Source organism: Undibacterium pigrum, assembly GCF_003201815.1.
Lineage (GTDB): Bacteria > Pseudomonadota > Gammaproteobacteria > Burkholderiales > Burkholderiaceae_D > Undibacterium > Undibacterium pigrum.
Genome location: NZ_QJKB01000007.1, coordinates 1 through 12,770 on the forward strand (window position 1 = coordinate 1; position 12,770 = coordinate 12,770).

The following is a 12,770-nucleotide window of genomic DNA, read 5'->3' on the forward strand; positions in this document are numbered from 1 at the left end:
CACCTTTAGTGTCATGCCTCAGCGGTGGGTGGTGGAACGCTCTTTTGCTTGGCTGGAGAAATGCCATCGCCTTTGGAAAAACTGTGAGCGGCAATTGAATACCAGCTTGCAATTCGTTAATTTGGCCTTCCTCACTTTGCTCTTGCGCCGGGAGTGATCAAAAAAGATCTCGAACAGGTTCTAAGTTGAGTTGTGCTTCAGCATTGCCCTGCTCTGCAGCCTTGCGATACCAGATCAGTGCCTGTGATGGATTTTTTGTAATGCCCTGTCCATCTTGATACATGACGGCAAGTCTGAACTGCGCCACAGGAAAATCCTGCCCGGCTGCCTTGCTAAAATAATTGAATGCCAGGGTATAGTTTCTCTCCACACCACGGCCTTTGTAATACAAGTAGCCCAGGGCGCTCTGCCCGCGGAAGTCTCTCTGGTCGGCGGCTTTGCGAAACCAGGCTGCGGCCTGGCTATAGTCTTGTGGCACGCCCTGGCCTTTGCTGTACAAGACACCCAGATTAAACTGGGCTGTGGCATCGCCTTTTGCTGCCAGTGGCCTCCATTCCTTGAGTGCAGTTGCAAAGTCCAGGTTTTCTGCTGCAGCAAATCCAGTGGCAAGATCTGCATGAGCAAGCGATGCATGGAGCGCACTTGACAACATGAGTAGGGGAATGAATTTGCGCATGGATGGATTAAGAAGTGATTAACAAAGATTTACTTGAAATGAAATAGGTGGTTGGCGTCGGGTGTTGCACTTCAATTTCTGTAGCAGCGACTGCACTGACGCGCTCAAGGCCGCAACCCGGCTTCCTGGTTTTGGCAGTGATTGTGTTTTTTCGTTTTTTTTGGAAAGGAAGAATAAGCTTTAATTTTTTTGTACGCCATACAATGTGCGGTGACACAGGTCTGCCATAATGTATTCAATCCAGAGGGATGTTACTGCAGCAATATGCCCCCAATCTCTGCAGAGTCCGATACACGGCCATATATTTTATGGGCAGCAATGAGCGATTTCATTGCTTCTGCACTTTTGACGAGTAATCCAAGTGCCTTGAAAGCAGGTGGGGCAAGCAGCATGTCTTCCAGCAAGGATTGCTGTATGACTCCCAATACGGCAGAAACCTGTTCATCAACTTTGCTTCTGACATATAGTTGACATGTGCCTGCATAAGAGCAGTGGAACAGTTGCAGTTTCTGATCAAGCAGCTTGTGCGTGTAGCCATCCGGATTATTGTTGATGTAGTTGTCGGCATGAATGACTTCTACTCCGCTCTTGGTTCGCAGGATCTTGGTACCCTGCCTGAAGCTTCCATCGGGATTGAATTTGCCGAGGAAAGCGAGATTTCCATTGACCTTTAAATAGCCAGAGTCATATTCTCCTTTTTGATTCATCAATCCATAGAATACGCCCAGCCTGGAGACAAGTATCACGTGGCCTGTGATCTTTCCATCGACTGCTTCGCCTGTGATTTTTCCGGGAACCTGAGAAATATCCTGAGTATTGGCTGGTCTGCATTCCGGGTTGTTGCACCAGAATCCGACAACCACACCTGTAGCTTTTCTATATTGATTGCAGTCTCCACGTATGATTGCGGATGATCTGATCGCAGTTTCATTTTTTAACGAGCCAATCGGGCTGATCTCGCACAATGCGTACTTACGTGTACCTGGCTCTGATTGATAGGCAGGCTTTCTCACGGGTGTTTCTTTAACTGGAGCAGGTGGTGGTGTATAGGTATTGTTACTGCTGGTCGCACAGCCACTTAACCCCGCAATGACAAGCAGGACGATGCAGGTAAAAAAAGAATTCCACAAAAGTTTATTGTTGCGTTTCATCTTTCACCTTTGGCGGTGTTTCAATTACTGCATTTTGTCCGGGTTCGTAAGGGGTGTTGAATTTTTGTTCTTCTTCCTGAGATATTTCTCCAATGGGTGCAGCGGCAGCAGCAGGTGACGCATCTGCAGGTGCTTGTATAGTCAGCCTCTCTGGGATGACAATTTGGCGCGCTGCATTCATGGCGGCCTGAGCGTCGCGGACCAGTTGGTCACAAGGTATCGTCGAAACTTGTACATCCATGACGCTGCCATCTAATTGCGGGACATGGCAAATTTCTGGTGGCTGCGGTGTTTTGGATGAATATGCTGAGGCCACGAGAAAGATTGCGCCAAGGGTGACGATGCCTCCCATCTTGCTGTCAGACATGATGTTCTCCTTGTCAATTTTTCTTGTGAATTACACATGTACTACTGTAATGTCTTTTGAAAAAAAAGGCTATTAAAGTTTTTGAAAAATGATATTCTTTAAGTGCCAGCATTCACCACGGCAAGCATTGTTTTTGATGTCATACGAAAGGGTTTTGATATGAAATATTGTCGAGTAAAAATGCCTCACAAAAAATTGGAATGGAAATGCAAATGCGGGAATGTCTTACCGGACGACAGGAACTTTTGTGTGCAGTGTGATCGTGAGCGGCCTATTAAATAAATCAGATAAATAAATTCTCATCAGGTAGTTCGTCATTGTCATGCAATAGAGGGCATCAGCCGACTGGTGTCCTTTATTAATAATGGCAACATGAGGTTAACATCCAGGCGTCTGGTGACAGATATCATGAAGATAGATGCACGCTTAAGTGGAAGTCGCTGCTAGCGCTAGCATTGTCAAATGAGCTGAAAAGGGAACGCTTAAGTTTTTCTCTTTCGTCACTATGCGGACAGTGGACAAGATGTACTGTTTCAAGTCCGCAACCAAAGCTTGCGAAAATCCATCCAGCCGCAGCGGGCCAGGGTTACGCCGCCGAGTTGCGGGCCATAGTCTATGCCGTGGCGGGTGTGGCGCATGGGCAGTATCCAGGCTTCTTTATTTTATTGTGGCAGTCAGATTGCTTCTGTCGCCCCAACGTGCGATGAGGGCAGAAAATGTCGCCACACTACTTGTGACTCCGCGCCCATTAGGATTGATATCCTTTATCTCTTTACCGACAGCAATGCAACCCTGTACCTGAAATGGCCAATTGGCATTATGGATTTCGCACAGGCTGCGGCCTTGCTGGCCGGCTGGTATCATTTTTGGGGTACCGTAAATGCCAAGTTTGGGATTGTGAAATACGATCGTATGCCCGTGAGCGGGTGAGTCATAGGGCAGGAGTTGATAGTCACCCACCGGGATACAGGACTTGTTAGCCAAATTATTGTTCCAGGGTTGCTCGCAAGTAAAACAAAAAGATTTGCCATCGATAAAGAGTTCGCCAAAAGTTCCGTTTGGCCCTGACAATGCTTGATTACGTATGATAAGCAACTGCATCCTTGTCTCCTTAAGATAGTTGATGTGTCTAATGTCTGACTAAAGCCTTGGACAAAATTTATCGCAAATGAAGTAAGTGATTTGCATCAGGGTTTTCACTTGACTTTGCAGGACCGGCTTTAGCCGCGAACCCCTGATTGATGATCATGCCGCTGTTGATTTCAGCACGGGTGATGGGACGCATGTTTTGCATATGAGCCGCTCTGATTCGCTCAATTGATCCCTTCACTCTATTCACTCACTGTTGCGCATACTGATCAATTGCTTTGAGCAGGTTGCCGGGGATGCTCATCTGGACCGATAATTTTTGTGCTGCATCTGCTGACTGTGCAGACATCGTCGCCAGGATGTTATCGCGATTTGCTTTGGCATCGTAGGTATCCGAGCTGGCTGCCAGCGTATAAAGCGCGCAGGCTATGATCTTGTTTTGTGATACGGCGGCTCCTTTCTCGTACATTGCCGCCAATGCTGACTGGGCATCGCCATTGCCCTGATCAGCCGCTTTACGAAACCAGCTTAAGGCCAAAGGTAAATCTCTGGGTGCGCCCGTTCCATTTACGTGCAAAATGCCTACATAAAATTGTGAGGCAGCATGTCCCTGGTCTGCGGCTTTGTGAAACCAGCTATAAGCTTGCGCGTTATCCTGTGTCACGCCTTCGCCGTCGAGATACATGGCTGCCACGTTGAATTGTGCAGTGGCAAGGCCTTGAGCGGCAGCCTTGCTGTACCATGCCAGCGCTTGAGCATGATCCTGCTTTACCCCACGCCCATGGCTGTACAGGTATCCAAGACTGAGTTGTGCGGACCGGTCTCCCTGCTCTGCTGCTTTGCCATACCAGATAAAGGCTTTTGCATGGTCTTGCGGCACTATCAGGCCCTTGTCATACATGAGCGCCACATTGTATTGTGCAATGGCCTGGCCTTGCTCTGCTGCTTTGAGATACCATTCAAAAGCTTGTTGAGCATCTTTGTTGATACCTTCACCATTGTTTAGCATAAACGCCAGATTGAGCTGGCCATCTGCATCCCCCTGGTCTGCCGCTTTGCGAAACCATGCCGCCGCTTGCGCTTCGTTTTTGGTGACACCTGTTCCAGTAAAGTAGATGTGGCCCATTTGCACTTGGGCCTCTGCATCGCCAAGCTCAGCTGCCTTGCGGAACCAGATGAGTGCCTCTGTAGAATTTTTAGGAACACCTTGCCCAAGTTCGTACATGACGCCAAGCCTGAATTGCGCTGTGGGTAAATTCTGCGCGGCGGCTTTGCTGAACAAAATGAAAGCCTGCTTATAATCTTTTGTTACCCCCCACCCCTTATAGTAAAAAGCACCCAGGTTGTGCTGTGCGCCGGAGTATCCCTGGTCGGCAGCTTTGCGATACCATTCTGCGGCCTTGGCATAGTTTTGCGGTACCCCCTGGCCTTTTGCATATAAGACGCCCAGATGAAATTGCGCTACGCTATTGCCTTTTTCTGCCAGTGGCTGCCATTCCTTGAGTGCAGTTGCAAAATCCTTTTTCTCTGCCGCTTTAAATCCGGCGTCAAAATCTGCATAAGCAAGAGACGCATGGAGTGCACCTGACAACATCAGGAGGCGGATGATTTTGCGCATGGACGTTTGAGAAATTGAGGGACAAAGATTTATTGTAAATGAAATAAGTGAGGTGCGTCAGGTGTTGCGCTGGATTTTTTGTAGGAGCGGCTTTAGCCGCGAATGCCCGATATAGCTAACAACGATAGACACGGTGACAGGTTCGCGGCTAACGCTGCTTCTACTTAGTTATTCCTGCTTAGCCGGTTTTACTGACACACCTCAAGGCCGCAGCCACAGCTTGCGAAAATCCATCCAGCCGCAGCGGGCCAGGGTTACGCCGCCCAGTTGCGGGCCATAGTCTATGCCGTGGCGGGTGTGGCGCATGGGTAGTATCCAGGCTTGTTCGACCATGCGGGCGAAGCAGGCTTCGATGAATGCTGCGCGCTTTGTCGCGTCTGCCTCTGCGGCGATTTTTGTGCTGGCTTGCGCCAGCCAGTTGCGCGCTGTTTTGTCTGTCATCTGCTTGACCAGTGATTCTCCGGCCAGCCAGCTATACAGGCCAAATTCCATGTCATTGTCGAGCACGTCACCGGCAATCACCACGTCCGCCCAGTCCCGCCAGCCGTAGGGGCCAAATTCTGGGAAGGGCAGGATGTGGATGCTGACATCGGCGCCTGCCTCGCGCAATCTGTCTGCTACGCAATAGGTAAGGGCGATATGGCTGTCGAGTTCATAAGTCACGACGTCGAGGTGGGCAGGCAGGGTGGGTGCTGTGGTTGTAGTTTGCTCAGGTAAATGCCGCCATTGCGGCAGCATGCCAAAGGCCATGGGGCGGGTTTCTTTTGCGGCCAGTTCAGCCGCCGCGGTACGCAGCCACGCGCCGACTGCAAGGCGTGCAGCAGGCGTGGCAAATTCTGCGCGTGCCGGGTTCAGCATGACCAGGTCACAACCTTGTTCCAGCGCGCGTATTCGTGACCAGCTATCATCAGCTGCAGGTACTTGATCAGGCGAGGCATGTGCCAGATGCAGGTCAACTTCAGGCAAGGGGCTGCCATGCGGCACTACCCATAAATCGATTTCATCCAGCAGGGCACGTACGCGGAAATAGCCATCAAACGCTGCCAGCGTGGCCCGGTGTTCATTATTGCGTATCAGCCGGAAAGGCCCGGCACCTATGGGCAGCGTGGCAAAATCTGCGCGCCGTGCATCATCCACTGGCACGATCACGGCAGCATGATGCGCCAGCAGATGCAGCAACAAATGATCGGGCTTGTTGAGTTGCAGCTTCACACTGCGCTCTGTGCCGCTAATGACGGTCAGGTGGGCAAACATGGAGCGGTAGGGGCCGTCTGTATCGCGGGCGCGTTGCAGGGTATAGACCACGTCCTCGGCGCGCACAGTGCGGCCATCGTGGAATTGCAGGCCGGGCCGTAAGATAAATTCCCAGCTACGGCCATCGGCACTGGCATCCCATCTGTGTGCCAGCGCCGGGATGATCTGTTCGCTGGCACGATCATACTCCGTCAGACCAGCGCATATCTGCATGATGATGTGCTGCTCAGTGCGGCGGTTGATGTGGATGGCATCCAGCGCATGCAGGGGGCGATAAAAGGGCATGCGCAAAGTGCCTGCGCGACCACTGCCAAGGTAACCGGGCAGTGATTGCTTGAGGCGTTCACGTCCGGCATTTGGCAAGCCATCAAAGGCAGCTTCGAGTTTGCCATCCGCCAGCAAGTGATGCAGCCTTTGCAGGCGCAGGCTCTCATGGTCTTGCAGCAGGCTCAGGCGTGAGCGATGGCCGCGCCCGTTGCCTGGCTGCCAGTCTATCCAGCCTTGCTCTTGCATGCGCTTGAGCAGCAGGCGGGCATTGCGCTCGCTACAGCACAGGGCCGCAGCGATCTGGGCCAGGTCGGGTGCCTGGGCGCCGGGATACCATTCGGCCAGACGCTGGAAGTGATCTAGCAGTCGCATTTTGTCCGGTAATAAAGGGGGAAAGAAATACCTGATTCTATCCGTTTTGTGCTTCCGCCTTTGATATACGCTAGCGGCATTGTTTCATTCCGCTCACTTTTAAGTTTCCATGTCTACTTCTTCACTTTGGCAACATGCCAGCTTTCGCCGTCTGTATGCATCGACCATCAGCTTTTCACTGGGCACGCAAATCTATCAGCTCGCCATGCCGCTGATACTCTATCAGTTGACGCAATCTGCCGGGGTCATGACGGGCATGCGCGCCGTTGAACTATTGCCCAATCTGCTACTGGCGATGTTCATCGGCGTCTGGGTAGACCGCATAGACCGTGGCCGCTGGGCACGCTTTGCCATTGTCGGCATCGTCGTCTTGACCGGCATGCAGGCCGTGTTGCTGGAGAATGGTGCGCGGGCTTTGTCTTTTTTCTTTATCACCGCCTTCCTGCTGATGACCCTGCATTATGTGTATGCGATCTGCCGCATGGGCATGCTCAAGGAAATGCTGCCAGAACAATTGCTCTTGCCTGCCACCGGCCATTTAACCGTGCTAAACCAGGTGTTCAGCATCCTTGGCCCGGCACTGGCCGGTGCCGTGATTTCCATACGCATGGACCTGGGCCTGTGGCTGCCCATGCTGGCGATGCTGCTGGCCGCCTGGTTGCTCAGGGATTTGCAACTACCAGTGCGCAAACCGGATGCAGATGGCTTCTGGAATGAATGGCGCGATGGCTGGCGCGTGCTGGTCGCCAACAAACCCCTGTGGCACCTGGCCTGGCTGGTGGTCATCATCAATGGTAGCGCAGGCGTGGTGGATGTACTGTTTTTATTCCGCGCCCGTGACCAGTTGCAACTGAGCGCAGCCGAAGTCGGCCTCATGTATGGCGTGGCAGGCATAGGCGGAGTCATCGGCGGCCTGGTCGCCAGCCGCCTGCGCCAGCACTTTGGCCTGGGCCGCCTGCTGGCACTGGAACTGGGCGTCGAAGCCTGCTCCATGCTCTTACTGGCCTGGGGTAACAGCATCCCCTTGCTGCTGCTGGCACTGGCCATCAACAGCTTTTGCACCGTCATCGGTAACGTCTGCGTCTGGGGCTATCGCCAGGAGAGTACAGACAGCCGCTACATAGGTCGCATATCCGGCCTGACCGGTTCACTATTCAAACTGCTGATGCCAGTGAGCCTGGTGTTGTCTGGCGCATTGGTGGGGGACTTGCCACTGGCCTGGATATTGAGTGCCTGCGCGGCCACGCATTTCTTGCTGGTGGTGGGGACGCGGGTGTCTGCGGTTTATGGGGTGGAGTAGGGGGAGTAGAGATAGTTGTGATTCATGTTTTGTAGGAGCGGCTTTAGCCGCGAATTCATGGTGCGGGCAGAGCAATAGACACGGCGACATCTTCGCGGCTAAAGCCGCTCCTGCAAGGGCTACACGGGCTATGGTACTGGTTTGGGTATGAGCAAGCCGCTGGCAAGCACTTGAGTTTCGCAGGTCTTGAGTGTGCTTTTGAGCCAGCGAGACTTGGGATCTCGTTTGAGATGATTGCGCAGGGTATTGATCATCCTTATTGCTGCTGCGCCTTTAGCCAGTAGCAATCGTTGATTGGTTTCGCTTTCTTTTGACAAAAACTTTGCAGTTTCATTAAACAACGCTTCGGTACGCTGCAATTCTTCTTTATGCATGAGTTGCCCAACCCTGGAGCAAGCGGAGAGTGAATAGTCAGCGATATACAAGTCTGTCAGTTCACGGAAAAGAAGTTCCCCGGCCAGCTCATATTCCCCTAAATCAAAGGCCAAAATTCCTCGCGGCTGTTTTGCTAACAAAGATTGTGGGGAATCATATTGACCAAGAAATGTGATGCCATGCCTGGCAATAGTGTCTATCGCACGCTCAAATTGACTTTCTGCAGCAGTCCATGAAGTTGATCCCGCATCGATACCGCCCGCGCATAAATGGCGGCTGAATCCAACGCAGCGAGGGAAAGAGTCGCCAGACGACAACTGGTATCCCATCCAGTACGGACCAATCAAAATATTGAAATAGGGATTGCCTCTCGCAGAGAAACTAAAAGCAATCACCCAGACCAGCCTTTGGTCGTCACATGGAAAGCGCCAGTATATTGGCGTATCGTTTTTCCCTTTGATAAACCCCAGTTCTGCCATACGGCTTGTCAAGGTTTTGAAGTAGGTTTTCTTAAACTCCTGGTAGTTCATGACACTGCTCCGTTCGGCGTTTCAATGTACTCTACCGGCTGATTTCTGATGCTTACACTCTGCCTTACATCATCAAGATAGGCAGTTTATATCAGGTCGATCAATAATTATTATCGGCTCATACTTCAATGCGAAAATATAGTTATCTGCTCTATGAAGCGTTGCGAAAAAGTGCGCATTTCCTGTTGCTCAATCAGTAGGAACCCATTTGACAACTGATAAAAACAGGATTATTCTATAAAGATGAAAACACTGAGCATACTCTTTTTTACCTCCGCCCTCCCGGCATGTCAGACGACATCCCGGGGCCGCTGATGTGTGCCCGTTGAAACTCTGATCAGATTGAATCAGAAAAAAAACAAAGGCCCACAAGGGCCTTTTTTGTTTTCCAGCACTTTGTTTCCGGTACTTTGTTTTTGCCCTTGATAACCAAAAACTCAGCACCACTTTAGTAAGCACTTTTAATTGTAACTAGTACCAAACATTCTCTCATTGAGGAGCCATATAACATGAAGTCAGCAGATGTAGAACGCGCGCGGGTCCACTGAAATAAGGGTGGTCGCATGGCCCCGCGGCGCTGTCACCAAGACAACCCCACGACCGCTCGCTATGAAAGATCATCATGACGAACACTGTCCCCCGTGCCGCTTCCAACAAGGCATCTGCTCACTCTGCGCGTAACAACTGGCGCAACTTTGGCATCATCGCGCACATAGACGCTGGCAAGACCACGCTGTCTGAACGCATCCTGTTTAAAACCGGCGAAATCCACCGCACTGGCGAAGTCCATGAAGGCAATGCCACCATGGATACCATGGCACTGGAAAAAGAACGCGGCATCACCATTGGTGCAGCGGCGACCCGCTGTGTCTGGAACGGCCATGAATTCACGCTGATTGATACACCAGGCCATATCGACTTTGCGATAGAAGTTGAACGCTCTCTACGCGTGCTTGATGGTGCCATCACCGTCTTGTCCGGCGTCGCTGGCGTGCAGCCGCAGACCGAGACTGTCTGGCATCAGGCTGAGAAACATGGCGTACCCATGATCATCTTCGTCAACAAGATGGACCAGACCGGCGCTGACTTTGCCCGTGTCACAGAACAAGTGCGCAAGCAACTCGGTGCGCGCCCTGTGCCACTGGCGATACCTGTAGGCGCGGCGGACGAGTTTGGTGGCGTCATCGATGTCTTGCAACAGCGTCTGTTGCACTGGGATGCCAAGGGCAATATGACGGTGCTGGCTTTGCCTGCAGAACTGCAGGCGCAAGCCCAGGCGGCTTATGCCTATGCAGCCTCGATTGCGGCAGAAGCGAGTGATGCATTGACGGATGCCTATCTGGCGAACGACACGCTGACCCATGCAGAAATTTTGCAAGGTTTGCGTAGCCTGACGCTGGCCAGAAAAGCCACGCCCATGCTGGCAGGTTCTGCGTATAAAAACGCAGGCATAGAACCGCTGCTTGATGCCGTGATTGACTGGCTGCCTGCGCCTGACGACCGCGCTGCTCCTGTGGCTACCTTGAATGGTGAAAGTGTGACCGTGGCAACTGGCGATGCTGATCCTCTGGCCGCGCTGGTGTTCAAGGTCACGCATGATGAACATGGCTCGCTGGCGTTTGTGCGTATTTATGGTGGTAGCTTGCATGAAGGTGAAACCATCTGGAATGCCAGCCTGGATAGTTCTGTACGCATAGGCCGTCTGTATGTCGTGCATGCGGATGAACGTACCAGTACCACGCAGTCTGGCGCGGGCAGTATCATCGCCATCGCCAACCTGAAAGACGCGCTGACCGGGCAAACTTTGTCCAGCAAGGCGCAAGCGTGGACGCTGGAAACCATTCATGCGGGTGAGCCCGTGGTGGCGCTGGCGGTTGAACCAGGCAGTGGCACTGACCGTGCCAAGATGCTGGCTGCACTCGACAAGTTCCGTCGTGAAGATCCGTCTTTGTGTCTGGAAAACAATGTCGAGACTGGCGAGACTATTTTGTGGGGCATGGGTGAATTGCATCTGGATGTGGTGCTCGAACGTGCCCGCCGTGAAGCTGCGGTGGATATACGTGTCGGCGCGCCGCATGTGGCTTACAAGGAAACCATGGGTCTGCGTATGGTCGAAGCAGAAGGCAAGCTCGACAAGCAAAACGGCGGCAAAGGCATGTATGCCCGCGTTGTCGTGCGGCTTGAGTTGCTGGATGAAGGCGATTTTGCCTTTGCCAATGTCGTCAAAGGCGGCGTGATACCGACGGCGTTTTTCCCGGCTGTTGAAAAAGGCGTACAGCAGGCCATGCAACAAGGCCCGCTGGGGCAAAAAGTGACAGGCGTCAAAGTCACTTTGCTCGATGGTGATTTCCATGCCGTTGACAGTAACGAAATGGCCTTCATCATCGCCGCCAAGGAAGCCGTGCTGGCAGGCTTGCGCAAGGCCAGCCCGGTCTTGCTTGAACCTGTCATGAAAGTGACTGTCGATGCCCCCGCCATCAATACCGGCGATGTCATCGGTGACTTGCAAAGACGCAGTGGCCGCGTGTTGGGCATCACAGAAAACACAGGTCGTGTTGAAGTGGTGGCCGATGTGCCCCTGACCAGGCTGTTCGGTCATACGAATGACTTGCGTTCCTTGTCACAGGGCAGGGCATTTGCGAGCTCAGTCTACGCGCGTCATTCGGCTTGTGATGTGGCTGAGGCGTCGTTTGTGTAAGGCGTGCAAGCTGTAGCAATCGTGGATAACAGGCAGGCGGCATGTTTGTTTTGTTGTTCACGAAGTAGTATGAAAAAGCCAGGGCCGGTGCTCTGGCTTTTTTGTTGTTTTATGCAATAAAGTGTTAAATTGTCTTTCAAATTTTATTATTTTTACTATCATGGAAGCAACTTGTCTTTCGATGTGCGAAGTGTTGTCGTAGATCAATATGTGCATTTTAAAATGCACTACGCTGGGTTTAAGAGCTGTTGATTGAACAGGGCCAGCAGGCGGTTTATCCATCTGTTTGCCGGAGCAAAAATCTGGTGATGAAGTGACGCTTGCAATTCTCTTCAGGCGTAACTGCAAATCATTGCGGCATTTTGTTGATCACCTGATTTCTGCCCCAAATCCACTGATTTTGTATAGATACAAAGATGTGTCCAATTCCCCGGCAAGGGACCTGGATTTTCGGCCGGGCCCGCTTTGTGGCCAGTGATCGTTGTGGATTTGGAGTGCAATATGGCAACTCATACAGGCAGCCAGTCAAGCAATACTTCCAATATACCTGGTGAATACCTTGCCTTTCGTCTCGGTAGCGAAGAATACGGCGTCGATATCCAAAAAGTGCAAGAACTGCGTGGCTACGAGCCTGTCAGCACGATCGCTGGCGCGCCTGAATATGTAAAAGGTGTGGTCAATTTGCGCGGCGTGATCGTGCCCATTTTCGATATGCGCATCCGGCTCAAACTGGGAAGCGCAAGTTATAACGACTCCACGGTCGTCATCGTTTTGCATGCTGCGGGCCGCACCGTTGGTGTCGTTGTAGACGGCGTCTCTGATGTGACCGCGCTCACGCCAGCGCAAATCAAACCTGCACCTGACTTTCATACAGACATCAATGCAAATTATGTCACAGGGCTAGGGATACAGGATGAGCGTATGCTCATTCTGATTAATATGGACTTGCTCTTGCTGGACGAAGTCGAGTCCGCCGACGAATCCGAAGTCGATAGTTCCTGATCCCACCTGCATGCCGTGCCGGTTCATGATAGGTGACCACTGTCCACCGCCATCACCCCCCTCTTTGTTTT

11 protein-coding genes are annotated in these 12,770 nt (G+C 52.0%); 4 read left to right on the forward strand and 7 right to left on the reverse strand.

Going from position 1 to position 12,770, the window contains the following annotated elements:
• Positions 1-157: transposase (locus tag DFR42_RS18875; RefSeq protein ID WP_146218891.1), on the forward strand; the 157-nt coding region annotated here is incomplete at its 5' end.
• On the opposite strand, the gene DFR42_RS18880 is transcribed toward DFR42_RS18875, so the two are convergent.
• From DFR42_RS18880 to DFR42_RS18905, 6 genes are all read right to left on the reverse strand, one after another.
• Positions 158-676 carry a tetratricopeptide repeat protein gene (locus DFR42_RS18880; protein ID WP_110256594.1) on the reverse strand — a complete coding sequence of 173 codons (519 nt, stop codon included), beginning with the start codon at positions 674-676 and terminating at the stop codon, positions 158-160.
• 251 nt (positions 677-927) lie between these two features.
• On the reverse strand, positions 928-1,827 hold the full coding sequence (locus tag DFR42_RS18885) for a hypothetical protein (RefSeq protein ID WP_110256595.1): 900 nt from the start codon (positions 1,825-1,827) through the stop codon (positions 928-930).
• On the reverse strand, positions 1,811-2,194 hold the full coding sequence (locus DFR42_RS18890; RefSeq protein ID WP_110256596.1) for a hypothetical protein: 384 nt from the start codon (positions 2,192-2,194) through the stop codon (positions 1,811-1,813). The genes DFR42_RS18885 and DFR42_RS18890 overlap by 17 nt, the downstream gene beginning before the upstream one ends.
• 657 nt (positions 2,195-2,851) lie before the next feature.
• Positions 2,852-3,295 carry a DUF5675 family protein gene (locus tag DFR42_RS18895; RefSeq protein ID WP_110256597.1) on the reverse strand — a complete coding sequence of 148 codons (444 nt, stop codon included), beginning with the start codon at positions 3,293-3,295 and terminating at the stop codon, positions 2,852-2,854.
• Positions 3,296-3,533: 238 nt separating this feature from the next.
• Positions 3,534-4,901 carry a tetratricopeptide repeat protein gene (locus DFR42_RS18900; RefSeq protein WP_110256598.1) on the reverse strand — a complete coding sequence of 456 codons (1,368 nt, stop codon included), beginning with the start codon at positions 4,899-4,901 and terminating at the stop codon, positions 3,534-3,536.
• A 201-nt stretch (positions 4,902-5,102) separates the two neighbouring features.
• Positions 5,103-6,794 carry an ABC transporter substrate-binding protein gene (locus DFR42_RS18905; protein WP_110256599.1) on the reverse strand — a complete coding sequence of 564 codons (1,692 nt, stop codon included), beginning with the start codon at positions 6,792-6,794 and terminating at the stop codon, positions 5,103-5,105.
• Positions 6,795-6,903: 109 nt separating this feature from the next.
• Between DFR42_RS18905 and DFR42_RS18910 the strand changes: the two genes are divergently transcribed.
• Positions 6,904-8,094, forward strand: a complete 1,191-nt coding sequence (locus DFR42_RS18910) for an MFS transporter (RefSeq protein ID WP_110256600.1) — start codon at positions 6,904-6,906, stop codon at positions 8,092-8,094.
• Between the two features lie 128 nt (positions 8,095-8,222).
• Here the strand turns inward: DFR42_RS18910 and DFR42_RS18915 are convergent, their stop codons facing one another.
• Complete coding sequence (locus DFR42_RS18915; protein WP_110256601.1) at positions 8,223-8,999, reverse strand: hypothetical protein; 777 nt, start codon at positions 8,997-8,999, stop codon at positions 8,223-8,225.
• A gap of 622 nt (positions 9,000-9,621) precedes the next feature.
• Here DFR42_RS18915 and fusA point away from each other — a divergent pair.
• Both fusA and DFR42_RS18925 read left to right on the forward strand, forming a co-directional pair.
• The gene (gene fusA / locus DFR42_RS18920) at positions 9,622-11,697 is read left to right on the forward strand and encodes an elongation factor G (RefSeq protein ID WP_110256602.1); all 2,076 of its coding nucleotides are present in this window, start codon (positions 9,622-9,624) and stop codon (positions 11,695-11,697) included.
• A 501-nt stretch (positions 11,698-12,198) separates the two neighbouring features.
• Positions 12,199-12,699, forward strand: a complete 501-nt coding sequence (locus DFR42_RS18925) for a chemotaxis protein CheW (protein ID WP_110256603.1) — start codon at positions 12,199-12,201, stop codon at positions 12,697-12,699.
• Positions 12,700-12,770: the final 71 nt, after the last annotated feature.

Excerpts from the sequence above, each read along its gene's own strand:
- fusA (WP_110256602.1), top strand. The coding sequence starts at position 9,622 with ATGACGAACACTGTCCCCCGTGCCGCTTCCAACAAGGCATCTGCTCAC.
- DFR42_RS18910 (WP_110256600.1), top strand. The coding sequence starts at position 6,904 with ATGTCTACTTCTTCACTTTGGCAACATGCCAGCTTTCGCCGTCTGTAT.
- DFR42_RS18895 (WP_110256597.1), bottom strand. The coding sequence starts at position 3,295 with ATGCAGTTGCTTATCATACGTAATCAAGCATTGTCAGGGCCAAACGGA.
- DFR42_RS18900 (WP_110256598.1), bottom strand. The coding sequence starts at position 4,901 with ATGCGCAAAATCATCCGCCTCCTGATGTTGTCAGGTGCACTCCATGCG.
- DFR42_RS18880 (WP_110256594.1), bottom strand. The coding sequence starts at position 676 with ATGCGCAAATTCATTCCCCTACTCATGTTGTCAAGTGCGCTCCATGCA.
- DFR42_RS18905 (WP_110256599.1), bottom strand. The coding sequence starts at position 6,794 with ATGCGACTGCTAGATCACTTCCAGCGTCTGGCCGAATGGTATCCCGGC.
- DFR42_RS18925 (WP_110256603.1), top strand. The coding sequence starts at position 12,199 with ATGGCAACTCATACAGGCAGCCAGTCAAGCAATACTTCCAATATACCT.
- DFR42_RS18885 (WP_110256595.1), bottom strand. The coding sequence starts at position 1,827 with ATGAAACGCAACAATAAACTTTTGTGGAATTCTTTTTTTACCTGCATC.
- DFR42_RS18890 (WP_110256596.1), bottom strand. The coding sequence starts at position 2,194 with ATGTCTGACAGCAAGATGGGAGGCATCGTCACCCTTGGCGCAATCTTT.
- DFR42_RS18915 (WP_110256601.1), bottom strand. The coding sequence starts at position 8,999 with ATGAACTACCAGGAGTTTAAGAAAACCTACTTCAAAACCTTGACAAGC.